Here is a 24,576-nt window from a genome sequence, read left to right as displayed (position 1 = left end):
GTCATGCCGTCGTTTCCGATCCGATCCGCTGCACCAGAAACGGCTGTCCCTCCTGGCCGGATCGGATATATGACCTGGATGCGGGCGTTTTGCTGTTGCATACGATTCAGACGACCAGACGCGCCCCCAGTCGGAAAGGCTCGCCCGGTGCGAGTACGCGGATGCGCTTGGGGTTGACCACGACGTCCCGGAGCGTGCCCGGGTCGGCGTTGAACGGGGCGAACTCGGGGGAGTCCACCGAGCCCCAGTGGTGCAGGAGCAAGTCCGCGTCGGGATAGGCATTGGCCATCTCGACCGCGCCGTCGAAGGTGAAGTGCCACTCATTGTCGGAGAAGTCGAACAGTAGCGCGTCCGGAGTCGGCATGGTCAGATGGTGTTCGCGGATCAACCGTGAATCCCCTGGTGCCCAGATCACGCCGTCAAGGGTCTCGATCCAGAAGCCACACGAGTCCTCATCGTGAAAGGTACGCTGCCCCGGCTGGGGCGCGGCATTCTGCCAGGCATGGTCGGCCGGCGTGACCGTGACCCGGACCCCACCGACGGAGAAGGCATCGCCGATACCGTGACCGTCGGCGGGCATGCCAAGTTCGCGCATCAGATCGGAGACGTAGCGGGTCGAGTGGAACCGCTGGGTGACTGCATTCAGGGCCGTACATGTCGGCACGCTGAAGTGATCATTGTCCGCATGGGTGACGAGGACGGCGTCGAGTCGGGGCACGTCTGCCGCCTGCAGCGGGAAGTCGATGAGCACGGGCATGTCGAAGTCCTGGAGCAGCGGGTCGACGGCCAGCAACGTTCCTCGTGCGTTGATCAGAAATCCCGCCATGCCCAGCCAGTAAAGGACGGTGCCGTGTGGGTCGTCGAAGGCCTCGGCCCGAATCGGCACCGTCGGCGGGGGCCTGGCCTGCCCGCGGGGGCTGCGCCGGACCGGTGTGCGCGGATCGTTCATCTACTCTCCTTGGGACAATTCTGGGGTGCAGCGGGTGCTTCTCCGATCGAGTCGGGGAATGGGCACACGTCGATTTGCTGCCAGGAGCGGGTCAGTCTGGTCGTACTAAGCAGCTGTAAACGCTCAGCTCTCTTCCTCGATAATGCTCTTCAATACGCTCATCGCGCCCATACCGTTGGGCCAACCGGAGTAGAACGCCAGGTGCAGGAGGGCTTCCTTCAGCTCTTCGTCCGTGACGCCGTTCTGACGGGCGAAGCCGAAGTGGAACTTCAACTGGTCCATCTTGCCCAGGGCGGTCAGCGCCCCGACCGTGATCAGGCTGCGATCACGTTTGGACAGCTCCTCGCGCTCCCAGACCTCATCGAAGAGGACCTTGTCGGTGTAATGGACCATTCCGGGGGCGAAGTCGCCGAAAGCGTTCTTCCCGCCGCTCCAGCCGGTGTTCTGCTCTTCACTGCTCATGATCATTCTCCTTCGTCGTAGCTGCTCGAATGCTTCTATTCCATCGCTGCGGCGGCAGGGGAGGGAGTCTTCAGCGAAGGGTGTACCAGTGGGGACTCCCTCCAAGCCGGTGGCCGGAATAGCGTTGTCTGCATGAACACCAGGGACGAAGCACGGGAATTCCTCATGTCCCGTCGGGCGAATATCAGCCCCGAGCAGGCAGGGCTGGCCGTCTCGGGTCACCGTCGCGTGACGGGCTTGAGGCGAGGCGAGGTCGCGATGCTTGCGGACGTGAGCCCGGAATATTACGCCAAGATCGAGCGAGGCAACCTCGTCGGGGTCTCCGACTCCGTGCTTGAGGCGGTCGCCCGTGCCCTTCAGCTCGACGATGCCGAGCGCGAGCACCTGTTCGACCTCGCCCGGGCCGCCAACGGGCGTGCGCAGCCTGTGCGCAGGCGCAAGCCGAAGACGTGGGTGGCGAGGGAGAGCCTGACCCGTGCACTGGAGGTCATCGTGAACGGCCCAGCCTTCGTACGCAACGGACGGATGGACATCTTGGTCACCAACGCCCTGGGCCGAGCATTCTACGACGAGGTCTTCGACGGGGTTGGACAGGGGAACCTCGCCCGGTACTGCTTCCTCGATGAACGCGCCAAGTCCTTCTACCCTGACTGGGAGGCAGCCGCCGACGTCACCGTCGCGATCCTGCGAACGGAGGCCGGTCATGACCCGAGGGACAAGCAGTTGCATGACCTCGTCGGTGAACTCTCCACCCGCAGTGACGCGTTCCGCACGCGGTGGGGTGCGCACAACGTCCGCCGCCACGGCTCGGGCACGAAGGATTTTCACCACAACGAAGTCGGCGACCTGACTCTCACTTACGAAGGTCTGGAACTGACTGCCGAGCCAGGGCTGTCGTTCCTCATTTACACTGCCGAGCCCGGTTCGCCGAGCGACCAGCGTCTGCAGCTCTGGCGAGCCTCGCCGCCACCGAATCGGCGTCGCGCCCGGTACTCGACGACGCCACTACTACTACGAAGGAATGATCATGCACACCAGAACACTGGGCCAAGGCCTGAAGGTCTCCGCCATCGGGCTCGGCGTGATGGGCATGTCCCAGAGCTATGGCCCCAACCCCGGCGATCGCGGTGACATGATCGCAGTGCTGCGCTCGGCCGTCGACGAGGGTGTGACGTTCTTCGACACGGCAGAGGTGTACGGGCCATACGTCAACGAGGAACTCGTCGGGGTAGCGCTCGAGCCGATCCGGGACCAGGTGGTGATCGCCACCAAGTTCGGCTGGGACATCAGAGACGGCAGGACGGTGGGCCTTAGCAGTCGGCCCGAACAGATCCGCCGCGTCGCAGACCAGTCCCTGCGCCGCCTGCGCACGGACGTGATCGACTTGTTCTATCAGCACCGCGTCGACCCCGACGTGCCGATCGAGGATGTCGCCGGCGCTGTCGGCGAACTCATCGCCGAGGGCAAGGTGAAGCATTTCGGTCTCTCCGAGGCATCCGCGGACACGATCCGCCGCGCTCACGTCGTATATCCGGTCACCGCGGTCCAGAGCGAGTACTCGCTCTGGACACGGGATCCTGAGGCGGAGGTGCTGCCGACGCTGGCCGAGCTTGGCATCGGGTTCGTACCGTTTAGCCCGCTCGGCAAAGGCTTCCTTACCGGCACCGTCGACGCATCCACCGCGTTCACCAAAGACGATATCCGCAACCGTGTCCCGCGGTTCGAGGCCGAGAACCTCGCCGCGAACCAAAAGCTCGTCGACCACGTGAAGCGCCTCGCCGAGGTGAAGGGCGCAACGCCGAGCCAGATCGCCCTGGCCTGGTTGCTCGCGCAGCAACCGTGGATCGTGCCGATCCCCGGAACCCGACGCTCCGAGCGCATCCGGGAGAACGCAGGAGCCACACACCTCGCCCTCTCCGCGGACGAGCGCGCCGACCTGGACAGCCTTGCCCAGCGCATCGGCGTGCGCGGAGACCGCTACAACTCCGAGCACATGGCCTACGTCAACCGCTGATCGCAGCAGAAGGGCAAACACAATGACTGACAACGAATTCGGCCAGATTTTCCCGCTTGGAGCGCCGAACGACGCCTACGCGCAGTACTTCATCGGCCAGAGCTACCTGGCCCCGCTCGCCGGCGGGAGCGTGCCGGTCAGCAACGTCTCTTTCGAGCCCGGCTGCCGCAACAACTGGCACATCCACCATGGCGCAGACGGTGGAGGCGACCAGATCTTGATGTGCACAGCGGGCAGCGGCTGGTTCCAGGCCGAGGGGGAGGAGCCGGTCAGCCTGGAACCGGGAACAGTAATCCGCGTGCCCGCGGGGACGAAGCACTGGCACGGAGCAAAGGCGGACGCCTGGTTCTCCCACCTCGCCTTCATCACACCCGGAGAAGGCGTCAGCAACGAATGGCTCGAGCCCGTCACCGACGAGGTGTACGACGCACTGCCGAAGAACGGAGAAAACGCATGACCGTCCTGAACGAGACCTACATTCTTGCCAACGGCGTCGAGATCCCGAAACTGGGCCTGGGCACGTGGTTCATCGACGACGACAAGGCTGCCGACGCGGTGAAGGCCGCGGTCGGGATCGGCTACCGGAACATCGACACCGCGCAGGCCTACGGCAACGAACGCGGCGTCGGCGAAGGCATCCGAACCAGCGGCGTCGCTCGCGGTGAACTGTTCGTCTCCACCAAGCTGGCGGCCGAGATCAAGGACTACGACGGCGCGGTGGCCGCGATCGACGGGTCGCTGGAGAAGCTCGGGCTGGACTATATCGACTTGATGCTGATCCACTCTCCGCAGCCGTGGGATGACTTCCGGGGCGGTGAGTACGCCGAGGGCAATCGCCAGGCGTGGCGGGCCCTGGAGGAGGTCCATGCGGCGGGCAAGATCCGCGCGATCGGGGTGTCGAACTTCCTGCAGGAAGACATCGAGAACATCCTGTCGAGCGCGACGCTGGTCCCGCACGTGAACCAGCTCCTCGTGCACGCGGGCAACACGCCCTCCGAGCTCCTGGCCTACTGCAAGAGCAAGGACATCCTCGTGCAGGCGTACTCGCCCATCGCGCACGGGGAGATCCTGAAGAACGCCGAGGTGCAGGCGATGGCCGGCACGTACGGCGTGACCGTACCGCAGCTATGCATCCGCTTCACGCTGCAGCTGGGCGCTGTGCCCTTGCCGAAGACCGCGAACCCAGAGCACATGCGGTCCAACGCCGAGGTCGACTTCGAGATCTCCGAGGAGGACATGGCCACGCTTCGGGACCTGCACGCCAAAGACTACGGCGACGCCAGCGCGTTCCCGGTGTACAGCGGCAAGTGATGCAGGAGGACGAAGAAGGCATGACCTCATGGACCGCTGAGCAGCTCGAACAGATCGGCTCCACCGACGACTTCCACATCTCCCCCTACCGCGATGACGGCACGACACCCGGCACGCCGACCCGGATCTGGGCCGTCGTCGTCGACATTGACGTGTACGTTCGCCCGTACAACGGCACCACCTCCCGCTGGCGCCACTCCGCGATGAAGCAAGGCGCTGGATGGATCAGTGCTGGCGGCATCGATGCTGAAGTCTCATTCACTCTCACGGACGGCGAGATCAACGACCGCATCGACGCAGCCTATGCCAAGAAATACGCAGGAAGCCCGTATCTGCCGCCGATGATCTCAACGAGGACTCGCACGGCCACCATGCGTGTCGACCCGAGGAAGGTTCCAACCCTCTGACCCCGATCGAGCGGGGCAGTCCGGCGTCAGCGACGCCCGGCTCGATCACCGGCATACCCGATCGCTGACATCGATAGATTCCGCGATTATCCAGCGAACCGGACGGCTTGACGTGACTCATATCACCTGACATGATGGTTGCTGGTTCTTTCGAGACCTGGGTATGTAACTCGCTTCGGGCGAGGCAAGGCTCAAGCTCTGCGACCTTCATCGGTCAACCGGCTTGGGCCTTTATCGTGCCCCGAAACAGGATCACCTGAAACAGCTCAAGCCGCGTTGCCTCACACCTCCGCCCAATGAAGGGCGGATCTGAGAACGCGAGGAAATCATGAGCAAGCAATACGCTCCCTTAGCCGCAGACATCGTGCGGCTGGTTGGCGGCAAAGCCAACATCACCGAGGCCTACCACTGCCAGACCCGGCTTCGTTTCGCCCTCAAGGACGAGTCCGCCGTCGCGCTGGACGAACTGAACGCCACTGAAGGCATCGCAAAAACCCTCTCCAAGGGCGGAGTTTTCCAAGTGGTGGTCGGCATGCACGTCAAGGACGTGTTTGACGAAGTGGAGCGCGAGCTCGGCGATCTGTCTGCCAACGCCAAGGACGACGACGGCCCAGCCAAGGGCAAGCGCAAAAACGTGGGCAGCGCGGTCATCGAGTTCGTCTCCAGCGTCTTCCAGCCCCTCATCCCGGCTCTGTCTGGTGCTGGTATGGTCAAGGCCCTCCTGGCCCTGCTGGTCGTCCTGAAGGTAGTGAACACCGGCTCCCAGACCTACGTGCTGGTGAACCTCTTCGCAGATGCGGTGTTCTACTTCCTGCCCGTGCTCCTGGCGTTCAGCGCGGCACAGAAGCTGAAAATCAGCCCCATCCTGGCCGCCGCGGTCGCCGCCATGATGCTGCACCCCAATTGGGTGGCCCTGGTGACAAAGAAAGAGCCGGTCAGCTTCTTCGAGATCCTACCCTTCCCGCTGGTGAACTACTCAGGTGCGGTCATCCCGATCATCCTGGTCATCTTCGCCCAATACTACGTGGAGCGCAGTCTCACCCGGGTAATCCCGAAGTCCGTGAACCTCGTGTTCGTCCCCATGCTGACCTTCCTCATCATGGGCACTCTGGCCCTCGGCGTCCTGGGCCCGATCGGCAGCATCCTCAGCGGCTACCTGGGCTCGTTCTTCACCTTCCTCAGCACCAACGCCGCCTGGGCACCGGCCCTGTTGGTCGGTGCGACCCTTCCGGTGATGGTCATGTTCGGCCTGCACAACGGCATCGCGCCCCTCGGTGTCGTCCAGCTGGCCCAGACGGGCAAGGAGAGCATCTTCGGCCCGGGCGCCCTGGTCTCCAACATCGCCATGGGTGCAGCGTCCCTGGTCGTCGCTTTCCGAACCAAGGACAAGAAGACGCGTCAGATTGCCACCGCGGGCGGCATCACCGGCCTGATGGGCATCACCGAACCGATCCTCTACGGTGTGGCTCTGCCCAAGCGGTACCCGCTGATCGCGGCCATGATCGGTGGCGGCGCGGGCGGCCTGTACGCTGGCCTGTCCCAGGCGCACCGTTTCGCCACCGGATCCTCCGGCCTGCCTGCCGTGCTCCTCTACATCGGTGACAACACGCTGGCGAACATGATCAACATCATCATTGCCTTGGTCATCTCCGCGGTGGTCTCCGCCGTGCTGACCTTCATCCTCTCGTTCAAGTTCGAAAAGTCCGCCGGCGAAGCAGCCCCGGCAGCAGGCGACGCTTTCACTGCACCGTCCGGCCGCCGCTCGTCCGTCGCCGAGAGCACCGTCGTCTCCGGCGGACAGGGCAGCACGGCCACACTTGTCCGGACGGAGACCGTGGAGCTCGCGGCCCCTTGCGCCGGCTCCGTGGTGCCGCTTGCCGAGGTCAGTGACCCGGTGTTCGCTTCCGGAGCCATGGGCCCGGGCATTGCCGTGGAGCCGTCCTCGAGCGTCATCGCCTCCCCGGTGAGCGGCACCATCGCTGTGGCCATGAAGACCGGTCACGCCTTCGGCATCAAGACCGACGACGGCGCGGAGGTGCTGGTGCATGTCGGCATCGACACGGTGACCATGAAGGGTGAAGGCTTCCACGGCGCGCTGGAACGCGGCACCCGTGTGGAGGTAGGCCAGCCGCTTGTCACGGCCGATCTGGACGCCATCCGGGCCGCCGGCCACCCGGCCACCGTGCTGGTGGTGGTGACCAACGGTCCCAAGGACGCACCGGTGGAGCAGCTCGAGAGCGGCTCCGTGGTGGCAGGCGCGGCGATCGCCGCCGTCGGACGCTGACCAGGAAGCCACGAAAGGAACCGCAGAATGCAGCATGAGCAGCTCACCCCATTTCCCGGGGACTTCCTTTGGGGGGCCTCCACCTCCGCCTACCAGGTGGAGGGCGGCTGGGACGCCGATGGCAAGGGCCCGTCCGTGATCGACATCCACATGCACCGTCCGGAAGGTGTCACGGACTTCAATGTCGCCGCGGACCATTACCACCGCTACGCCGAGGACGTAGAACTGTTCGCCGAACTCGGCTTGAACTCATACCGTTTCTCCATCGCCTGGACCCGGATCGTCCCCGACGGCGACGGCGAGGTGAACCCGGCCGGCGTCGCCCATTATCACCGGGTGATCGACGCGCTCCTGGCCAAGGGCATCGAGCCCGTGGTGACCATGTACCACTTCGACCTGCCCGCGGCGCTGGACGCTCGTGGCGGTTGGTCGGAGCGGGCCACCATCGACGCCTTCGAACGCTACGCAAGGATCCTGTTCGAAGAGTACGGCTCCAAGGTGAAGTTCTGGCTCACCATCAACGAGCAGAACATGATGATCCTGCACGGCCGGGCCATCGGGACCACGGGCCGCAGCGGCCAGGTGGGAGGTAAGGAGCTCTATCAGCAGAACCACCACATGTTCCTTGCCCAGGCCCGGGCAATGGTGCTCTGTCATGAGCTGCTGCCGGAAGCGAAGATCGGGCCGGCCCCGAACATCGTCTCCGTCTACCCGGCCACGAGCGCACCGGAGGACATCATCGCGGCCGATGACTGGGATGCCATCCGCAACCTGCTCTACGTGGACCTGTCCGTGCGGGGCAGCTACCACAACCTGGCCTGGGCCTACTTGAAATCGAAGGGCTGGGAGCCGGAGATCCTGCACGGGGACCTCGAGTTGCTGGCCGCCGCGAAGCCGGACTTCCTCGCGTTCAATTACTACTCCACCCAGACCGTGGGTGCGTCCCGCGGGGATTCCTCGGACATCCAGGTACGGGGCGGGGACCAGCAGATCGTACGCGGCGAGATGGGACTCTACCGAGCGGTGAAGAACGAACATCTGCCCGTCAACGCCTTCGGCTGGGAGATCGACCCGGTGGGCTTCCGCACCACCATGCGCCGCCTCTGGGACCGGTACCAGCTGCCGCTCATCATCACTGAGAACGGCCTGGGTGCCTTGGACGAGCTGGTGGACGGCCGGGTCCGGGATGACTACCGGATCGAGTTCCTGAAGCTACACCTGGAACAGATCCGCCTGGCCATCAGCGACGGCGTGGACGTGTTCGGCTACTGCCCCTGGACTGCGATCGACGTGATCTCGACCCATCAGGGCATCTCCAAGCGGTACGGCTTCATTTACGTGGACCGCACGGAGGATGATCTGAAGGAGCTGGCACGCGTGCGGAAGGACAGCTTCTTCTGGTACCAGGACGTCATCGCCACCGGCGGTGAGTCACTGTCCTCTTAAGGACAGGCCCGCGGTGCGGGCACCGGTGGTGCGGGGCGTCCTGCCCCGCACCACCCATGAACTTGTGATGGAAGGAACGGTGAGACGTGCAAGTCAAGCGCGTGCTCAACAACAACGCGGTCCTGGCGGTCGATGACGACGGCAAAGCCCTCGTGGTGATCGGCCGGGGCCTCGGGCACGGCCGCAGACCAGGCGATGAAATCTCCCGCGAAGTGGCGGACCAGGTCTTCGTGGCTGCGGAGAACGCCAATCTGGAGCGGCTTGCCCGCTTCCTGGACGACATCCCCTTGGACTGCCTGAACGCGGCAGGGGAAGTAGCGGTCCTTGCTCAGAAGCGGCTGGACCTGCGCGTCAGCCAAGCCCTCGTGGTGCCCCTTGCTGATCACCTCAGCTTCGCCGTCGAACGGCTGCAGGAGGGGATCCCGGCCCAGTTCCCGCTAGCCTGGGAGGTCTCCCAGCTGTACCCGAAGGAACTGGCCACCGGACGCGAAGCTCTCGACCTGGTAGAAGCTTCTCTGGGCGTGAGGCTGCATGAGGACGAAGCGGTGGCGCTGGCCATGCACTTCGTCAACGCCCAGTTCGCCACCCCCGGCATGGAGAAGGCCATGCAGATGACGGGGGTCATCGCGCAGGCATTCGCGCTGGTGGATAAGACATTCGGGTTCACGGTGGACCAGCAGTCCATGAACGCGGCACGCTTCGTCACCCATCTGCGATACCTGTTCAGCCGGGTCGCCTCGGGCAAACAGATTTCCGAGAAGTCCTCCGTACTCGTGGACGCGATCATCCAGAGCCACCCCGAAGCGGTGGTGTGCGCCGCCAAGATCCAATACCTCCTGGAAATGGGACTGGACACCAGCCTCACCCGGGACGAGGTCGCCTACCTGGCACTGCACGTGGCTCGCCTCGTGGCGGACGTGAACGAGTACCGCTGAAACCGGGATGCGTCTCATGCCCCGCAGCCGAGCGCATACCCACAGAGCCACGGTCGCGGCACGATGACGCCGCCACAATCCTCCCTCAACCATCCGGAAGCATTGACGCCGGCCGGGCACTGTTGAGCCGAACAGACGAAAGAGAACTTCAATGCACGCAATAGCTCTGAAAACAGCAGGCACCACAAGGTTCCACGGGGTCGGGGTCAACCCGGGTCGTGTCATCGCTACCGTCAAGCACATGCCGGAGCCGTTGGCGGAGCCTCAGGCCGGGGAGACTCTGCCGCCGGGAGCGGATCCCGCGGAGGTGATCGCGGATCTGAAGGCGGCTGCTCTGGCGGTGCATGATGAACTGAAGGATCGGGCGTCCCGGGCCCGGGAGGACGGCAAGGCCGTGCTGGAGGCCACGGCCCTGATGGCCAAGGACACCATGCTGCTCAAAGCTGCCGGGAAGCTGATCACCGCGGGTACCGGCGTAGAGCGTGCCGTCTGGGAGGCGGCCGAGGGCGTGGCCGCGCAGTTCAAGGCCCTGGGCGGGTACATGGCCGAGCGTGCCACGGACGTGCTGGACGTGCGTGCCCGCATCGTCGCGCAGCTGCGCGGGGTCCCCGCACCGGGCATCCCGACCTCCGAGACCCCGTTCATCCTGGTGGCCGAGGACCTGGCTCCCGCGGACACCGCCACCCTGGACACGACTGTGGTGCTCGCCCTCGCGACCTCCGGCGGCGGCCCCCAGTCCCACACCGCCATCATCGCCCGCTCCCTGGGTCTGCCTGCCGTGGTCGCAGCAGCGGGCCTGGAGGGCATCCCGGAAGGTGCCGAGGTGTACGTCGACGGTGCCGCCGGTCTAGTCGTGACCGAACTGGGTGAGGCGGAGCGCGAGGCGGCCGCGAAGTGGACGAACAGCGCCGCGACCCTGGCCTCCTTCGATGGCACGGGCACGACGGCGGACGGTCACCTGGTGCCGCTGCTTGCCAATGTGGGCAATGCGAAGGACGCCGTGGCCGCCGCGGAACTCGGCGCTCAGGGTGTGGGCCTGTTCCGCACGGAATTCTGCTTCCTGGAACGGGACACCGAGCCAACCGTGGACGAGCAGGCAGCCGCGTACCGGGCCGTGTTCGCAGCGTTCCCCGGGCAGAAGGTGGTGGTCCGGACCCTGGACGCCGGTGCGGACAAGCCCCTGCCGTTCCTCACCGACGCCACGGAGCCGAACCCCGCCCTGGGCGTGCGGGGCTACCGCACCGACTGGACACCCCGGGCGTGCTGGAGCGCCAGCTCTCCGCGATCGCGCAGGCAACCGCGGACACCGAAGCCGAGGTCTGGGTCATGGCTCCCATGATCGCCACCCGGCCGGAGGCCGAACACTTCGCCGGCCTGTGCGCTGCAGCAGGTTTGAAGATCCCGGGCGTCATGGTGGAGGTCCCTTCAGCGGCGCTGACCGCCGGCAGCGTGCTGCAGGAGGTGCAGTTCGCGTCCCTGGGCACCAACGACCTCACCCAGTACGCCATGGCCGCGGACCGCATGCTCGGCCCGCTCGCCGCACTCAACGATCCGTGGCAGCCGGCCGTACTGCGCCTGGTCCAGCTCACCGTGGAAGGCGCGAAGGCGGCCGGGGACAAGGCCGTGGGAGTCTGTGGTGCGTCCGCTGCGGACCCGGCCCTGGCCGTCGTCCTGGCCGGTCTGGGCGTGAACACCTTGTCCATGACGGCCCGGTCCTTGGCCGCTGTCGGCACGGTACTGAAGTCCGTGACCCTGGCGGAGGCGCAGGAACTCGCCACGCTGGCCGTGAACGCCGCCACCGCCGCTGAAGGCCGCGAGGCCGTGCGCTCCCGCCTGCCGATGCTCGCCGAACTGGGCCTGTGACACTTGGGACCAGTGAGCGTTGAAAACAGACCGTCGCTTTGTCGTCGAACGATGGGAATGCACCCAAGGACTGACCGTAAGCGTCTACCGCAAGGGAAGCCACATCCGGACCGGAACCGTCGACATGGCTGCTCCGACCGGGGAATGCGTATGGATCGCCTCCGATCCCTACGAAGGGCGGACGCTCATCCACCGGAGCGAGGGTTACATCCTCACCGTGGATGAACAACAGTCAGCGTTCCTCAACGGCCTGACGTAGCCGCCGAACAATATTCCATCCCCAATTGAAAACCTGACTCTTGAAGGAGAACTCCATGCCCGAACGAACAGCAGTCGTCGCCAGCACCTCCGGCCTGCACGCCCGCCCCGCCGCCCTCTTCGCCGAGGCCGCCGCCGAGCTGGACGTCGAGGTGACCATCGCCCTGGACGGCACTCCCGAGGATGAGGCCATGGACGCCTCGAGCATCCTGTCTCTCATGACTCTTGGAGCGGGCTACAGCGACATCGTGGTGCTGCGAGCTGAGGGCCCTGGAGCCGACGAGGCCCTGGACAAGCTCGCAGTCCTCATCGAAACCAATCTTGACGGAGAATCGCATCCCATCTGATTCAGCTCAATGCGAGGACAGCGGAAATCCCCGGTCGCATGCCGACTCGTTTTCGACAGAGGCTTGCACCGGGGACTTCGGCAATTACGCTACGCCAAGGCTTTCTGGATTGATCGTCCCGGCCCGGGCTGAAGGACCAGTTCAGAATTATCCACAGGTGCTCAATCCGAGCCACTCAGCGAGCTCCAGTAGCGGTAGCCTCATGCCCATGAGTTCTTCCCAGCCCGTCCAGCGACGGTTCCTGACCTTGGAAGACGTTGCTGAGATCCTGGGATTGAACCTCCCCACGATTCGCCGTCTCGTGCGCACCGGAGCCTTGAGAGCTTTGCAGATTCGTGGGCGCAAGGTCTGGCGCGTCGGCATCGACGACCTTGAGGACTACATCGCACGGATGTATGCCCAGACAGCGGCAGACATCGCCGCCGGCCTCATTGATCCTGAACCGGGGGAGTCCGGGTGAGCGAAGCCTTCCTTCCCAGCAAGCATGAGGAATGGCTGCTGACGTACCGGGCGGGGCTGTCGACCGAGCGCATCGCCACGGCAGCCAGGCCAACGTCCGTAGCGTTCGCAGGGTGATGGGGCACCTGCAGAAGCAGGATCCGCTTCTGCTGGCCCCGCACGAGACGAACAGCCCCGGTGCGGGCCCGAGAACGGCAATGCGTTCCAGCGGTGGAAGGCACGCTGGCAGGAGGCTCGCGACTTTGTCCTGGCGCATCAGCGGCTGCCCGTGACCAAAGCCGGGGGAGAGGAGGCCAGGTTGGCTTCGTGGTTCACCGTTCATCGCCAGAAAGCATCCCGCGGCCTTTTCGTGGAGGCCCAACTTGCTCTGCTGGACCAGATTCCCGGCTGGCGGAAAACTGCGTGAGCCCACAGCGAGGAACAGCGGTGGAATGCTCGGCTGGCTGAAGTCGCTGCGTTCTTTGCGGTCGCGCAGCGTCTGCGGAGCCTGCACGACCCCCAGGATGAGACCGAACGCGTGCTCAGCGTGTGGATCCACTCGCAACGCCAGGGCCTGAAGACGGGCTCACTTCCCAAAGACAAAGTGTTGCTGCTGGATGAATTGGTACCGGAGTGGCGTAAGGATCAGCGTCGGCGTGAGGCAAGGTCGCAAAGGGAGTGGGGTCCTCCGGGATGATCACGCAGGTGAGCCGATACTCGGACCGTGCCGGCCGACTCAAAGAAGACAGGCGTTGGTGAAAGCTTCAAGTGCGTCCGGTCTACGTACGTGATCTCGCCAGGGAGTATGAGTTGAGTGTCGTATCGGCCATGTAACCTGCTGGACATGAGTACTGAGCATCCTGAGGAAAACCCCGACGACGCATCGGTGACGGACGATTCGCCAGGGATTGACACTGAAGATGCTACGAGCGGATCTGAGGGGCAGAAGTGGGATCTCTTCACGATCCATTCGCTAAGGCCAGCGTTCGACCCTGCGAGCCATGAGCTGTACGTCCACTACCTCAAAGGCGAGCTCAACAGGCCCGCGCGCATGCCGAAGCGCCACGGTGAGGAGGGAGAGGTTGAAGAACTGCGGCCGTGCAACATCGCGCTGACCGGCAGCTACGGCTCGGGCAAAAGCAGCATCTTGAGCAAGGTCGTTGAAGACCTCAGCGATCGCGTGGTGAGTGTTTCGTTGTCCACGCTAGGAAGCGAGGAAGCCGCAACACGTGACGATCCGGCGAAGAACGACCCGTTGGCAACGCCCGCGATAACGAACGCCATCCAGAAGGAGATCGTCAAGCAACTCCTGTATCGCGAAAAGCCATCTAGCGTTCCTGGGTCTCGATATCGCCGGATCGAAGGCTTTCGGCGAGGCCGTGCATTTGGGTTTTCGGCCCTACTTGCCGCAGCTCTCACGGTGATTGCACTGTTGACCGGAGCGACTTCCAAGGTTCAGGCAATCTTCGATAACGCCTTGTGGCCCGCCATTCTTATCTATGCCGGTGTCTTCATCTTCGTGCTCGCGATGGCGCACGGGTTGCAGGCGCTCCTACACAACAGAGTGTGGATCGAGAAGCTCACGTCCGGACCGGCCTCCATCTCGCTCACCAATAATACGGGCAGCTTCTTCGACCAGTACCTCGACGAGATCGTGTACTTCTTCGAGGCGAATCCCTACGACGTCGTCGTCTTCGAGGACATTGACCGCTTCAACGACCCCTACATCTTCGAGACGCTGCGCGAGCTGAACACGTTGCTCAACAACTCGAAGCAGATCGCTCCCAAGCGACTTACGTTCGTGTACGCCATCAAAGACAGCATCTTTGAACAGCTTGGGAAGATTTCGATCAACGGCGTCAAGCTGACCGCGCAAGAGATTCAGCAACTGGCCGTTACTAACCGGACAAAATTCTTCGATGTTGTCATTCCGGTTGTTCCCTTTATTAGCCATCGTAATGCGCGCGACTTGATTGCAAAGGAGATGAAGTCGTCTGGCTTTGAGATCGGAAAGCCGCTTCTTGATATCTTGTCTGCTTATCTGGTGGACATGCGACTGATCAAGAACATCCACAACGAGTTTGGCATCTTCGCTCAAAAGATCCTCGCGACTGGTCACCTTGACGAGCTTCAGCCGCAACCGTTGTTCGCCATGATCGTCTACAAGAATCTCAGCATGACGGACTTCGAGAAGGTCAAAGAGGGTACGAGTCGACTCGACGACGTTTGGAGAGATTTTCGGAAGCTAGTCAACACGCGGATTGCTTCTGCGGAGCAAGAAGCCCGCCTTGCGCGCTCAAGGAAGGGAAAGCTTGAACTAGTCGAGTCTCGCGCAGAAATACTTGGTAATGGGCTCGAAGAGTATATGGACAGGTTGCTGCGATCCGCAGGTCAGTCCTTGGACAAGGCGAGCATCACGCTGTCGTCCTCCGTCACCTTGGCTCAGCTTCGTGAACCTGGCTTCTGGGAATCGTGGCTTGAGAACGAATCACTCACGCTCAAGCTCGAGTATCAAGTCGCTGTGCAGGTCCAATATAATCAAGGCCGTGTCAAGTTTCAGCTCAACATCACCTTAGATGACCTCCGCAAGGAACTCGACGATCCACTGAATCTCGAAGAATGGAAAACAGCAGATGCAAGAATGCTGCAGACCACCATCGAGGATTCCATTGATCTGAGGGAATTCCTAAAAACCGCGACAATGCAGCAACTTGCTGAGCGACACGACATCGTCCTCGAGACAGAGCATGGATTCGAGTCCTTCTCAGCTATTGCCGAGCGCCACCTCGGCAAAGGATTGACCTTTGACCTGATCAGGGCTGGCTACATCGACAGAAATTTCAGCCTTTACGTCTCCCTGTACTACGACGACACTGTGACAGCCCGAGCAAGGAACTTCATCCTTCATTCGGTTGACGCAGGCACGGTGGACATCAACGCCGAGATCGGAACCGGACCACAGATCGCAGCCATGCTTGACGAAGTTGGCGACGGGATCTTCAACGAGCGAAGCATTTACAACATCCAATTGCTCGACTACCTCCTAGCGAGCGAAGATGCGAGACTCGATCGCTCGATGCCGCTGATCGGCGGAGACCGCGAAGAAGATTTCGCGATACGAACTGCCTACTTCGCGAGCGGTCATGAGCAGGCGGCACTTGTCACACGCCTCACGCCAAGTTGGACAGGCATTCTCGAGTTCTTGGTCACCGACGAGTCTGTCGCTGAGGAAGAGCGATCCGAGCTTCTAGACATCGCCTTCTCAGCGTTGTCCGCCAAGCACCGATACTTGACGTCGCCGGTGGTCAGAGACTTCATTCAGTCGAACTATCTGAAGATGAAGGCCTTGGTCGGTGGACGCGAGGTCAACTCCTTGGAAATGGTGGTTGCAGTCCTGAAGGACGCGAGCGTTACGTTCGCTTCCCTCTCTTCCTTGTCGGTGGCACTCAGGCCCTCGGCCGTCGAGAACTCGCTGTATGAGTTGACCGAAGCGAACCTGACGGCAGCGATTGATGGCGAGACCAATCTCGCACTAGACAATCTTCGCTCGGCCAGCGAGAGCATCTTTGCATACGCGGCAGGCAATCTCTCGGCCTACCTAGAAATTCAAGCGAGCTCGGTGACAACTAGTCACACAATCGCGAGCTACAAAAATTTCACCGGTATCCTCAACAGTCTGGCGAATAGAGACCTGAATGACGTATTGAAAGTCGCTGAAAGGTCCTCGGGGGTCATCGTCAACAAGATCGCGAACCTGGACGAGAAGCTCTGGCCTATCGTCGCACAGACAGGAAAACTTGCGCCAAACTACAGCAATGTGGCGAGCTACATCGAAAAGGTGGGCAGCATCGACATGCACCTTGCCAGGACGCTGAAAGCCGCCGATGAAATCACCGAACTCGAATCAGTCGCCGAGTCGGACAAGATCAGCCTTGCGCTGACGCTGCTCACCACCAATCAGTTGAACTATGAAAAGCGGGTGCAACTTGCAGTGAGCCTCGGGCTCGAAGCCCCATTGTCCATAGCGGACATTAATCTTGCTGGCGAAGACGCGGGGATGGCTGGCGCAGTCTTAGCCGCAGGCCTGGTCGAGGATTCGGCAACAGCGTTCGAAGGGCTCGCCGCGGCTCCATGGCCAGTGAAGAGCTCTTACATTCAAGCATCAGAAGATTTTGTCGGCTACGTCAGATCGATCGATTTCTCTGCGGACGATTTTGCTTCCCTCGTGCAGGACAATTCCGTTTCGGATGACATCAAGGAAACCATAGTGCTCAATTTGAGTGACTTTGGATCGTCGACTGGACGAGTGGCTCTCGATGTGCTGGCCCGCCTCGCTTTGTCAAAAGCCCTCACAGTAGGCGCTGCGAATCTACTTGTAATGGCCTCTGCGGACGTTGACGCGAGCCCCATTGTGCAGCTGATCGCCCTCGAAATTGATTCGCTGGTTCTTGACGACGTGCTTGAAGTTCTACGCCTCATGCCGGAGAGATACCGAAAGCTGACTACAACCGGCGGTCACACGAAACTCCCGCTTACCAACGCAAACCTCAAACTAGCGGACCATTTGGTGGCTGTCCGTCAAGTGAGTAGTCGTGACCCCAACCCGACCGGTTCGGAGTTCAGAGTCAACCTCCGACGCGGCTAGGGCGCGCCCCGCCGCAGGGACAAGTACTAGCTTCAGAACTCCGTGACGGCCGCAGTAGGTGCGATCCCAGCCATCGGCTGTGTTCGGATCGAACGGCTGACCGGGCCATTCAACTTCGGCTGCTTCTTCGACCAGTTCCCTCATGCTGTCTGGGATCCTTCGGTGATGCGGCGCAGCATATTCGCCAGCAGAATCACTGAGTCTGCGGACACGCCTGCGTAGCGACGGTTTATCGTCGCGCCATGTTTGACGCCCTGAGCTTGTTCGATTGCCGCACGCACGAGTTTCCGGAGCGCAGCATTCTCGGATCCGGCAAGATCGACCTCGATCACTCGTTCCAAGCGGTTCTTCGTGCTGGCTACCGGAGGCTCTTCCTCACCGTCGAACAAGTGCCGATCCCGAACGTACGCAGCCTCAGAAAGGCGTTCCAGGATGATCACGCAGTCATTGCCCACATTCCGGTAGTCCTGCTCAGTTCTTGCGTTCTGGAAGTGCCGCCGGAGTTCCGTGATCTCTTCGTCTACCCGGGTCCAACCGGTGCGAGGGTGCGACGTTACAGGATCGGCGAGAGTCGACGCGACGGTACCGACCTCCAGATCAGCGAGCTGTTCGTGCAAAGGATCGAATAGCTCCGAGAGCATCTGCCGACGTGCCTGCCAGGAATTGGAGCCGTTGTTGTTTTTCCAGTAGCTGTAGAACCCATCGAAATCAAAGAACGGGGGTCGGAAGTCGACGCCCAAGCGCTTCAATACCGCCCTTAGGGCAGCCATTACGGCGCGGGACTCATGAACCGAGATCCTGGGATTATTCTCAGTGCCGCGATTTCGATACTCGTCATGGACGAGTCTGGCCAAGGGGACGGCGATTTCGACATCAGTAGCAGATTTAAGTGGTCCTGCGTGGACTCGCTCTATGAGGTCGGTGTTTAGCGCCTCCTGTTGACGGGCCCAAACATCAGCGGCCTCTGCCTCTTCGAAAAAGTCGTTCTCTCGCATCCTGAGAGTCTAAAACCACCTTGAGCAAAGTACGGCTGGGACTCGACAACCAGCGGAGATTCTGCGTCTCAAGTACCCACCTCCTAACTTAACAATGAGCGGCGCAAATTGCAGCCTCATTCTTGGCGGCCTGGTGCTCCTCGCGAGGAGCTTTCGGCTTGCCAGGGTAGTGGCGGCAATCGTGGCCCTGGGGGGATTGGCGGCTTTTGTCATGATGGTGGGGCCGGACGCGAGCGTCATGAGGGCGGCGGTCATGGGTGCTATCGGCCTGAGCGCGCTGAGTGCCGGGAGGCAGGGGAGGAGCCTGGGCTTTCTCTGCCTTGCCGTGACTGGCCTACTCATCCTGGACCCCTCACTTGGCACGAGCATCGGATTTCTCCTGTCGGTCCTGGCCACGCTGGGAATTGTCCTCTTGGCACGGCCCATCGCATCCTGGGCTCCAGCGTCGGTGCCTTCCTGGCTAGCCTCCGCTGTTGCCGTCCCCTTGGCCGCGCAGCTCCTGTGCGGCCCGGTGATCGTGGCCTTGCAACCGCAGTTCTCCAGCTACTCATTGCTGGCGAATATCGCAGTTGCTCCGTTTGTCGCACCCGTGACGATCTTGGGAACCATTGCGGTTCCCCTCGTTGGTTTACTTCCGTGGCTTGCAATTGTTCCGATAGCCGTTGCCGGGGCCAGCGCGGCAATGGTGGCGGCAATCGCGAGGTTTTTCGCAGGACTTCCGGGGGCGGCGCTGCCGTGGCCGGAAGGTCCCACGGGAATCGCCACCATGATTCTGTGGTCCGTCGTCACCATCCTGATGGTGTGGCTGGTCCTGCATCCGGTCTGGGCGGGCTCCGCCGTACTGTCGCTGCACCGCCACTTCGTATTCCTTATAGCCGCCGGGGAATTGACTGTCCGTCGCCGCTGGACCGATGGCCATTCCGCTGGCTCGCCGCCGCCTGGTATGCGGGTCGCAGGATTGAGGAACACCGCCCGGGACGCTGCACGTGGGAGACTGGGACCAAAGCAAAACCCTTCTGGAAGGAAGCAACATTGGCTGCTGGCCAAGTCTCCAAGGCCAAAACCTCCGCGGCGAACACCGCCAGCTGGCGGGACGTTACCCCGTCGGCGGTAGTGCTCATCACCGGCCCTGAGGAGTACCTCGGAATCCGGGCCATGGATCGGATCCGCTCGCAGGTGCGGGCAGCGGCACCGGAAGTGGAAATCAGCAGACTCAATGCCGGCAGCTACGAGTCCGGTTCGCTCGCAATGGCGGTCACGCCGTCACTGTTCGATGAGGCAAAACTCATCGAGATCGAGGGCCTCGAATCGATGACCGATGCCTTCCTCGCCGATGCCTTGAAATACGTAGCCCAACCGGAAAGCGACGTCGTGTTGGTCCTTCGCCACGGTGGCGGGGTGCGCGGAAAGAAGCTCCTGGACGCCATCAAGTCCTCGGGATGGCCGGTGGTTGACTGCCAGCCCTTGAAAAAGGACGCCGAGAAAACAGCTTTCGTCGTCTCGGAATTCAAGGCAGGCGGGCGCCGCATCGAAGCGGAAGCTGTCCAGGCCCTCGTCAATGCAGTCGGCGCCAGCCTCTCGGAGCTCGCTGCCGCCTGCAACCAGCTCATCGCGGACGCAACTACCGCGGTCGACGCCGCCACAGTGGAGCGCTACTATGGCGGCCGCGTGGAAGCCACCGCATTCAAGGTTGCGGACGCCGCCATGGCCGGCAACGGGCCCCAGGCCCTGTCCAGCCTCCGGCATGCCCTCGCCACCGGGGTTGACCCGGTGCCGCTGGTGGCCGCCCTCGCCGCGAAGCTCCGCACCCTGGCCAAGGTAGCCGGAGCCCAGGGATCGTCGGCACAGATCGCCAAACAGCTTGGCATGCAGCCATGGCTCGTGGAACAGGCCCAGCGTGACGTTCGCCGTTGGACTCCCGATGGCCTGGTCCGTTCCATCCAGGTCACGGCTGAAGCGGATGCCCAGGTAAAGGGCCTCTCGCGGGATCCCGTGTACGCGGTAGAGCACGCCGTCACGGTCATCGCCAACGCGGCCCGCGGCCGCTAGAGGGCTGGTGCCCGGCCGCTAGCCAACTCAGCCCGGCGCCGCAAGTTTCGTCCCCACGTACATCCCGCCAGTCCACAAGAAAGTCAACGGCGTGCCGCGACGCGCTCTGCGTGTCACCAGTGCACAAAGAGGCGGCCGGCTGGTACTCAATTTCGGGGCAACCACTACTCAATTTCTGGCAATGACCACTCAAATTCAAGCCAACGGCCACCGATGGGGCTTTTTTGACCTTAGTCTTCGTCGTGGGGGAGTCCTTCCTCCGGATGGCGCGCCCGATGTGTCAGCCCGCTGAGATGCCGGACGTGTGACTTTGCTTTGGGGACAAGGCCGAGTCGGTTGCCGAGCAAGCCATCTTGGTCGGCAATGCCATCAGCCACTTTCCATCTGTGACTACGAAAGTCACCGCATGAAAGGAGCATTCATGTCTATCTTGGGCGGCGATGGCTGCAGCCGTCGTGGCGTCCTTCGGTATTGGAGCTGCAGTGGCCGGGCTAATTTTTGGTCTGGCCAGGAAGTGGGCCCTGAAGCAGTTCGTTGCCTGGTAAACCGCTAACACTTAAGTACCAGCCCATGAGGGGGCCACAATGAACTCACCTAACGTCACCCACAGGCGTCCTAGTGTATTCGCTGTGGTCCTCTCCGGGTGTAAGGCAACCTTCACTAACGATTTTCGGCGACGGTCCCATCGACTCCAGGACCTTCTGACGAGTTTAGGCTTTTCATCGCACGCCAGCGCAATTAACAATGCACTAATATTTGGGCATTTGTTGACAATACTAGTCGTCGGTGTCGGAATAGTGTGGACGCCTCAGCCGACTGGGTTAACCACATTGGGAATTCCTCTCCGCACTCCCGACATAGTGAGCATCGTGGCGGTGGTGTTGGCAATGGCACTTTTACAGACCAGGCGCCGCTACAGGAAAACCCATCGTTGTTGGAACACCGTGTCAGCACCCTTGGGGGTTGGGATGCGCGCGGGTTTGGTCCTTACGGATCTGGGTCTTGCCAGCATGCTCATCGTTCAGAACCTGCGGTGGCACAATGTCAATAACCTATTAGCCGCCGGGGCCCTCGTAATCTCATCATTTCTTGTCGTGGCACCCCTGAAGAGAGCGGCAATCCGGGTGCTCGTTGTTTTAATTGTTGCCTTCTCGGCGTGGAGCCTAATTCTTCTCTTTACGAATGTACCGTCGTTTGATCTGGTTGAAATCTTCGGCTCCAGATCGGTTTACAAGTTGTTGTTGATCCTGGCTGGTACAGTCCTTACGGCCGTGTCCACCCCTGCCCTCTACCGGGCCACCGCTCATCCTCGCGCCCGACGTAGCCGAGGGTTGATGGCTGATTTATCAAATAAGGCAGCATGCATTTTCCTCTTGTCAAGCTTGGCCTTGTCGGTCATGGAAATGACACCGTGGCCGTGGACGGCGCCGTTTATTTCCCTTGCTGTCTTCTTCTCGGGTTTAGTACTGTATCGATCATCTTTCGTACGGATCTCTTCGCCTGAAACCTTGGGCTTTGCCCTGTTCCTAGTAAGGCTTAGACCATCCTGGGTAAGGCCGCTCATTATCCGCAGCCTGGTAACTGCGTTCGTAGTGACTGCGCCATTGACCTTTGTGTTATCTGTATTCTTCCTTTTAGGAAAGTACACCCAGGCGGCGGTCTTGCTTGTTGCTCTTGCCGCTCTCGAGATAAGCATCGACGCCTTGATCGTCCAGCGTCGGACGGCCGTTATGCCGGCCTCGTACATCGCGAAGTTGGCGCAGAAATCCAAGGCCGGATTAGGCGCAGCACTTTGCGCTGGCCTCGCAGTTGTGTTCTCAGGCATTCTGGGCACCGCTGCACCGCAAGCTACAAACGGTCCTTGGCTTGGCATCGCGTCTGGCGGACTGACTCTCGTGGCTGTGCTCTTGGCCGCCCTTGTTCTCAACGACGCGCCTGCATGGCTGTGTGAACTATCTGCCACCGAAACGGAGGACACCTGAAATCTCTGGCGACTGTCGATCATGCCTTTGGATCCCACGTCATTTTTGACGGAGCCGCTGTAGATCTTCCGGACTGCGGCGTTGTTGCGCTTCGAGGGCCGAATGGATGCGGCAAAACGACCCTACTCAAGCTCCTCGGCGGCATGATCTCGACGTCGTGCACGGAAATCGAGCGGTGGAGAAAGGACTTCACGGCGGTCTATCTAGACACGGACTTTCTTACCCTCGACTACCTCACGGTCGAAGAACACTTGGATATGGTCAGGCCGCTGACTGGCCCGTCGGAGATGCCGGAACATGAAGGACATCATCTTCTGACGGAACAGATGATGCCAACCAAGGTCGCAGACCTATCCCTCGGACAGCGCCAGCGACTTGTTCTGACAGTAGCTTTGGCACTCAAGAACGTCGGTGTCCTACTTCTCGACGAGCCTCTCAACGGATTGGACCAGCAAGCCTCTTTAGTCGCACGCCAGTCAATCCTCGCCGTAGGAAGAAGCCGACTGGTCCTCGTGGCTACCCACGAGGATGACCACTGGACCGACTACGATCTCGCGATCCGCCAAAAGGATACGGTGGAACTGCGCCCAACAGGAGCGCGAAAATGAGCAGTCGTCTCAACAATAGGTTTCGCACTCCTTTCAAAGCCTTGCGTTCCCACTTCCCATATCTCGGCACCGATTCCTTGAAAATTCTGATCGCCATAGCCTGCGGGATAGGTTTTGCTTCTCTCTTCACCTGGGGCAGTAGCAGTGACGTGACCTCGATTAGCGCGCCAGGAATACTTCTGCACAACGCTTCCTTGGCTGTTCTCGCTCTTTTCCTGACCCACTACGGTGCGATCGTCATGATGATCCTCAACGGCTTTTGGCTCGGGATGGGCCTGGTTGCCAGTACCGCGGCTGTTGGCCTTCACCAGACCGTTGCGCTCACCGCGGTCCACGTTCCCCTCGAGATCGTAGCGTGGACACTCACAATCCAAGGGGCACGTCTATTCTGGCCAACACTTCTCGGAACGGTCAGAGGCGAACACAGTTGGCATCGCATGGCTCAGAAAATGCGCAAAATCGTCACCGCCCCCGCCACCTTCTACATCCTGGCGGCCCTTGCCGAATGGGCCGAACAAGCACTACTCACTACTTGAAAGGTAAGTCATGACCTCCACGAGCCCAAAGACGTCCGATCAGCCCACGCGGCAGAGTCTGAAGAAAGCCAATCCAGTCTGGATCATCTGCCTCCTGCTCGCATACACTGCTGCTGCCCAATTCGCGGTGCGATTGGGCATTGAACGACTAGTTACAGAAAATGCCGAAGTCAACCAGTTTTCGAGCCAAGAAGTGCTCCTCACCTTCCTTCGCGTGGGCGTCATTGTCTGGAGTGTCCTGGCATCGTTTCTGCAAGCCCTCATACTGAGGCTTATCTACAAGGGCATCGTCAAGGGGCATGGCCCCACCCTTGGAACCAGCTGGTTTTGGGTTCTTCTAGGTCAAATCCCGTTCATGGCCACAGTCCTGATCATGGGACTGTTTCTGCAGCCCGAAGCGATCGGTCTGCTCGGTCAAGCCTGGGTGCGTATCCTGTTCGGCACCATCGCGGCGGCCATCTACGTTGCAGCTGCCAAGAGAATATTTGATGCCACGAACGGGCGCCTTGCGATTCTCTTCGTCATCGTCGCCACCGTAAACTCGGTCCTGCTCGTCTCAGGTAGCTCCGCCTTAAATACCTGAGGCCGGCACCCAGGGGTGCCGGCCTCACGTTCAGCTCAGTCGAACTGGATAAACCTTAGAGTGCGCTGACCTTTTTGGAGATCGCCGACTTGCGGTTCGCAGCGTTGTTCTTGTGAATAACGCCCTTGCTGACAGCCTTATCCAGCTTACGGCTAGCAGCAACAAGAGCCTTTGCAGCGGCATCCTTGTCCGTGGACTCAACGGCGGTGGCAACGGCGCGGATGGCCGTCTTCAGCTCAGACTTGACGGCGTTGTTACGCAGGCGAGCCTTCTCGTTGGTGAGGATGCGCTTCTTCTGGGACTTGATATTAGCCACGTGTGTGAACTCTCTTTTTAATGCGGAAAATGGTCTAGAGGGTTTTCAGGTTGGCCATCGACTGAGCGGCGTGGGGATGCCTATGGCAGCCAACCATGAGTGGCCGTCGACCTGCACGGACACACAGCCATAAATATTATCAGACTCG

General features: G+C 61.5%; 22 protein-coding genes and 3 pseudogenes. 21 read left to right on the top strand and 4 right to left on the bottom strand.

The genetic code is table 11. From position 1 onward, the window contains the following. Window positions 1-106 precede the first annotated feature (106 nt). Complete coding sequence (locus tag ABEA18_RS02010; protein ID WP_345447552.1) at window positions 107-949, bottom strand: MBL fold metallo-hydrolase; 843 nt, start codon at window positions 947-949, stop codon at window positions 107-109. 123 nt (window positions 950-1,072) lie between these two features. Further along, the gene (locus ABEA18_RS02005) at window positions 1,073-1,411 is read right to left on the bottom strand and encodes a carboxymuconolactone decarboxylase family protein (protein ID WP_345447550.1); all 339 of its coding nucleotides are present in this window, start codon (window positions 1,409-1,411) and stop codon (window positions 1,073-1,075) included. Between the two features lie 132 nt (window positions 1,412-1,543). Between ABEA18_RS02005 and ABEA18_RS02000 the strand changes: the two genes are divergently transcribed. From ABEA18_RS02000 to ABEA18_RS01940, 15 genes and pseudogenes are all read left to right on the top strand, one after another. After that, complete coding sequence (locus tag ABEA18_RS02000; RefSeq protein ID WP_345447548.1) at window positions 1,544-2,542, top strand: helix-turn-helix transcriptional regulator; 999 nt, start codon at window positions 1,544-1,546, stop codon at window positions 2,540-2,542. After that, complete coding sequence (locus tag ABEA18_RS01995) at window positions 2,439-3,425, top strand: aldo/keto reductase (protein WP_345447546.1); 987 nt, start codon at window positions 2,439-2,441, stop codon at window positions 3,423-3,425. The genes ABEA18_RS02000 and ABEA18_RS01995 overlap by 104 nt, the downstream gene beginning before the upstream one ends. 22 nt (window positions 3,426-3,447) lie before the next feature. Further along, complete coding sequence (locus ABEA18_RS01990; RefSeq protein ID WP_345447544.1) at window positions 3,448-3,882, top strand: cupin domain-containing protein; 435 nt, start codon at window positions 3,448-3,450, stop codon at window positions 3,880-3,882. Next, window positions 3,879-4,736 carry an aldo/keto reductase gene (locus ABEA18_RS01985; RefSeq protein WP_345447542.1) on the top strand — a complete coding sequence of 286 codons (858 nt, stop codon included), beginning with the start codon at window positions 3,879-3,881 and terminating at the stop codon, window positions 4,734-4,736. Before ABEA18_RS01990 ends, ABEA18_RS01985 begins: the two co-directional genes overlap by 4 nt. Window positions 4,737-4,756: 20 nt before the next feature. Next, a complete protein-coding gene (locus ABEA18_RS01980) occupies window positions 4,757-5,143 on the top strand; it encodes a DUF2255 family protein (RefSeq protein ID WP_345447540.1) in 387 nt (128 codons plus the stop codon). Between the two features lie 328 nt (window positions 5,144-5,471). Continuing rightward, window positions 5,472-7,427, top strand: a complete 1,956-nt coding sequence (locus tag ABEA18_RS01975; RefSeq protein ID WP_345447538.1) for a beta-glucoside-specific PTS transporter subunit IIABC — start codon at window positions 5,472-5,474, stop codon at window positions 7,425-7,427. 27 nt (window positions 7,428-7,454) lie between these two features. Next, entirely contained in the window at window positions 7,455-8,873 is a 1,419-nt protein-coding gene (locus tag ABEA18_RS01970; protein ID WP_345447535.1) for a glycoside hydrolase family 1 protein, read from the top strand. An 86-nt stretch (window positions 8,874-8,959) separates the two neighbouring features. Continuing rightward, a complete protein-coding gene (locus tag ABEA18_RS01965) occupies window positions 8,960-9,808 on the top strand; it encodes a PRD domain-containing protein (RefSeq protein ID WP_345447532.1) in 849 nt (282 codons plus the stop codon). Window positions 9,809-9,959: 151 nt separating this feature from the next. Continuing rightward, window positions 9,960-11,671 (top strand): annotated as a pseudogene (gene ptsP, locus ABEA18_RS01960) (phosphoenolpyruvate--protein phosphotransferase). A 19-nt stretch (window positions 11,672-11,690) separates the two neighbouring features. Then, complete coding sequence (locus ABEA18_RS01955; protein WP_345447529.1) at window positions 11,691-11,930, top strand: hypothetical protein; 240 nt, start codon at window positions 11,691-11,693, stop codon at window positions 11,928-11,930. A gap of 55 nt (window positions 11,931-11,985) precedes the next feature. Continuing rightward, window positions 11,986-12,276 carry an HPr family phosphocarrier protein gene (locus ABEA18_RS01950; RefSeq protein ID WP_345447526.1) on the top strand — a complete coding sequence of 97 codons (291 nt, stop codon included), beginning with the start codon at window positions 11,986-11,988 and terminating at the stop codon, window positions 12,274-12,276. Between the two features lie 208 nt (window positions 12,277-12,484). Next, a complete protein-coding gene (locus ABEA18_RS01945) occupies window positions 12,485-12,736 on the top strand; it encodes a helix-turn-helix domain-containing protein (protein WP_345447523.1) in 252 nt (83 codons plus the stop codon). Window positions 12,737-12,952: 216 nt separating this feature from the next. After that, window positions 12,953-13,141: pseudogene (locus ABEA18_RS24585) on the top strand (hypothetical protein); the annotation flags it as partial. A gap of 24 nt (window positions 13,142-13,165) precedes the next feature. After that, a pseudogene (locus ABEA18_RS24580) lies at window positions 13,166-13,411 on the top strand (hypothetical protein); the annotation flags it as partial. Between the two features lie 147 nt (window positions 13,412-13,558). Further along, a complete protein-coding gene (locus tag ABEA18_RS01940) occupies window positions 13,559-17,359 on the top strand; it encodes a YobI family P-loop NTPase (protein WP_345447517.1) in 3,801 nt (1,266 codons plus the stop codon). A gap of 140 nt (window positions 17,360-17,499) precedes the next feature. Here the strand turns inward: ABEA18_RS01940 and ABEA18_RS01935 are convergent, their stop codons facing one another. Further along, a complete protein-coding gene (locus ABEA18_RS01935; RefSeq protein WP_345447514.1) occupies window positions 17,500-18,354 on the bottom strand; it encodes a hypothetical protein in 855 nt (284 codons plus the stop codon). A gap of 94 nt (window positions 18,355-18,448) precedes the next feature. Here ABEA18_RS01935 and ABEA18_RS01930 point away from each other — a divergent pair, with 94 nt between their 5' ends. The 6 genes from ABEA18_RS01930 to ABEA18_RS01905 all read left to right on the top strand — a co-directional run bounded on the left by ABEA18_RS01930 (window position 18,449) and on the right by ABEA18_RS01905 (window position 24,112). Beyond that, window positions 18,449-19,468, top strand: a complete 1,020-nt coding sequence (locus ABEA18_RS01930) for a ComEC/Rec2 family competence protein (protein ID WP_345447512.1) — start codon at window positions 18,449-18,451, stop codon at window positions 19,466-19,468. Further along, window positions 19,387-20,403, top strand: a complete 1,017-nt coding sequence (holA, locus tag ABEA18_RS01925) for a DNA polymerase III subunit delta (RefSeq protein WP_345447509.1) — start codon at window positions 19,387-19,389, stop codon at window positions 20,401-20,403. Before ABEA18_RS01930 ends, holA begins: the two co-directional genes overlap by 82 nt. Window positions 20,404-21,263: 860 nt before the next feature. Further along, window positions 21,264-22,385: a hypothetical protein gene (locus ABEA18_RS01920; protein WP_345447506.1), complete on the top strand. Its 1,122-nt coding sequence runs from the start codon at window positions 21,264-21,266 to the stop codon at window positions 22,383-22,385. After that, window positions 22,358-22,993 (top strand): ATP-binding cassette domain-containing protein, encoded by a 636-nt coding sequence (locus tag ABEA18_RS01915; RefSeq protein WP_345447764.1) that lies wholly within the window; start codon window positions 22,358-22,360, stop codon window positions 22,991-22,993. Before ABEA18_RS01920 ends, ABEA18_RS01915 begins: the two co-directional genes overlap by 28 nt. Beyond that, window positions 22,990-23,529, top strand: a complete 540-nt coding sequence (locus ABEA18_RS01910; RefSeq protein WP_345447504.1) for a hypothetical protein — start codon at window positions 22,990-22,992, stop codon at window positions 23,527-23,529. Before ABEA18_RS01915 ends, ABEA18_RS01910 begins: the two co-directional genes overlap by 4 nt. A gap of 10 nt (window positions 23,530-23,539) precedes the next feature. Next, window positions 23,540-24,112, top strand: a complete 573-nt coding sequence (locus ABEA18_RS01905; protein ID WP_345447502.1) for a hypothetical protein — start codon at window positions 23,540-23,542, stop codon at window positions 24,110-24,112. Between the two features lie 55 nt (window positions 24,113-24,167). Here the strand turns inward: ABEA18_RS01905 and rpsT are convergent, their stop codons facing one another. Next, window positions 24,168-24,428: a 30S ribosomal protein S20 gene (gene rpsT / locus ABEA18_RS01900; RefSeq protein ID WP_236810834.1), complete on the bottom strand. Its 261-nt coding sequence runs from the start codon at window positions 24,426-24,428 to the stop codon at window positions 24,168-24,170. Window positions 24,429-24,576: the final 148 nt, after the last annotated feature.

The sequence above is a fragment of the Arthrobacter gyeryongensis genome, assembly GCF_039543785.1.
In the GTDB taxonomy this organism is placed as follows: Bacteria; Actinomycetota; Actinomycetes; order Actinomycetales; family Micrococcaceae; genus Arthrobacter; species Arthrobacter gyeryongensis.
Note: the sequence above shows the minus strand (reverse complement) of the source record. Positions and strands in the feature narration are given on the sequence as shown.

Excerpts from the sequence above, each read along its gene's own strand:
- ABEA18_RS01980 (WP_345447540.1), top strand. The coding sequence starts at position 4,757 with ATGACCTCATGGACCGCTGAGCAGCTCGAACAGATCGGCTCCACCGAC.
- ABEA18_RS01945 (WP_345447523.1), top strand. The coding sequence starts at position 12,485 with ATGAGTTCTTCCCAGCCCGTCCAGCGACGGTTCCTGACCTTGGAAGAC.
- ABEA18_RS01940 (WP_345447517.1), top strand. The coding sequence starts at position 13,559 with ATGAGTACTGAGCATCCTGAGGAAAACCCCGACGACGCATCGGTGACG.
- ABEA18_RS01985 (WP_345447542.1), top strand. The coding sequence starts at position 3,879 with ATGACCGTCCTGAACGAGACCTACATTCTTGCCAACGGCGTCGAGATC.
- ABEA18_RS01930 (WP_345447512.1), top strand. The coding sequence starts at position 18,449 with ATGAGCGGCGCAAATTGCAGCCTCATTCTTGGCGGCCTGGTGCTCCTC.
- ABEA18_RS02005 (WP_345447550.1), bottom strand. The coding sequence starts at position 1,411 with ATGAGCAGTGAAGAGCAGAACACCGGCTGGAGCGGCGGGAAGAACGCT.
- ABEA18_RS01910 (WP_345447504.1), top strand. The coding sequence starts at position 22,990 with ATGAGCAGTCGTCTCAACAATAGGTTTCGCACTCCTTTCAAAGCCTTG.
- ABEA18_RS01935 (WP_345447514.1), bottom strand. The coding sequence starts at position 18,354 with ATGCGAGAGAACGACTTTTTCGAAGAGGCAGAGGCCGCTGATGTTTGG.
- ABEA18_RS01995 (WP_345447546.1), top strand. The coding sequence starts at position 2,439 with ATGCACACCAGAACACTGGGCCAAGGCCTGAAGGTCTCCGCCATCGGG.
- ABEA18_RS01990 (WP_345447544.1), top strand. The coding sequence starts at position 3,448 with ATGACTGACAACGAATTCGGCCAGATTTTCCCGCTTGGAGCGCCGAAC.
- ABEA18_RS01950 (WP_345447526.1), top strand. The coding sequence starts at position 11,986 with ATGCCCGAACGAACAGCAGTCGTCGCCAGCACCTCCGGCCTGCACGCC.
- ABEA18_RS01975 (WP_345447538.1), top strand. The coding sequence starts at position 5,472 with ATGAGCAAGCAATACGCTCCCTTAGCCGCAGACATCGTGCGGCTGGTT.
- ABEA18_RS02010 (WP_345447552.1), bottom strand. The coding sequence starts at position 949 with ATGAACGATCCGCGCACACCGGTCCGGCGCAGCCCCCGCGGGCAGGCC.
- ABEA18_RS01970 (WP_345447535.1), top strand. The coding sequence starts at position 7,455 with ATGCAGCATGAGCAGCTCACCCCATTTCCCGGGGACTTCCTTTGGGGG.
- ABEA18_RS01905 (WP_345447502.1), top strand. The coding sequence starts at position 23,540 with ATGACCTCCACGAGCCCAAAGACGTCCGATCAGCCCACGCGGCAGAGT.
- ABEA18_RS02000 (WP_345447548.1), top strand. The coding sequence starts at position 1,544 with ATGAACACCAGGGACGAAGCACGGGAATTCCTCATGTCCCGTCGGGCG.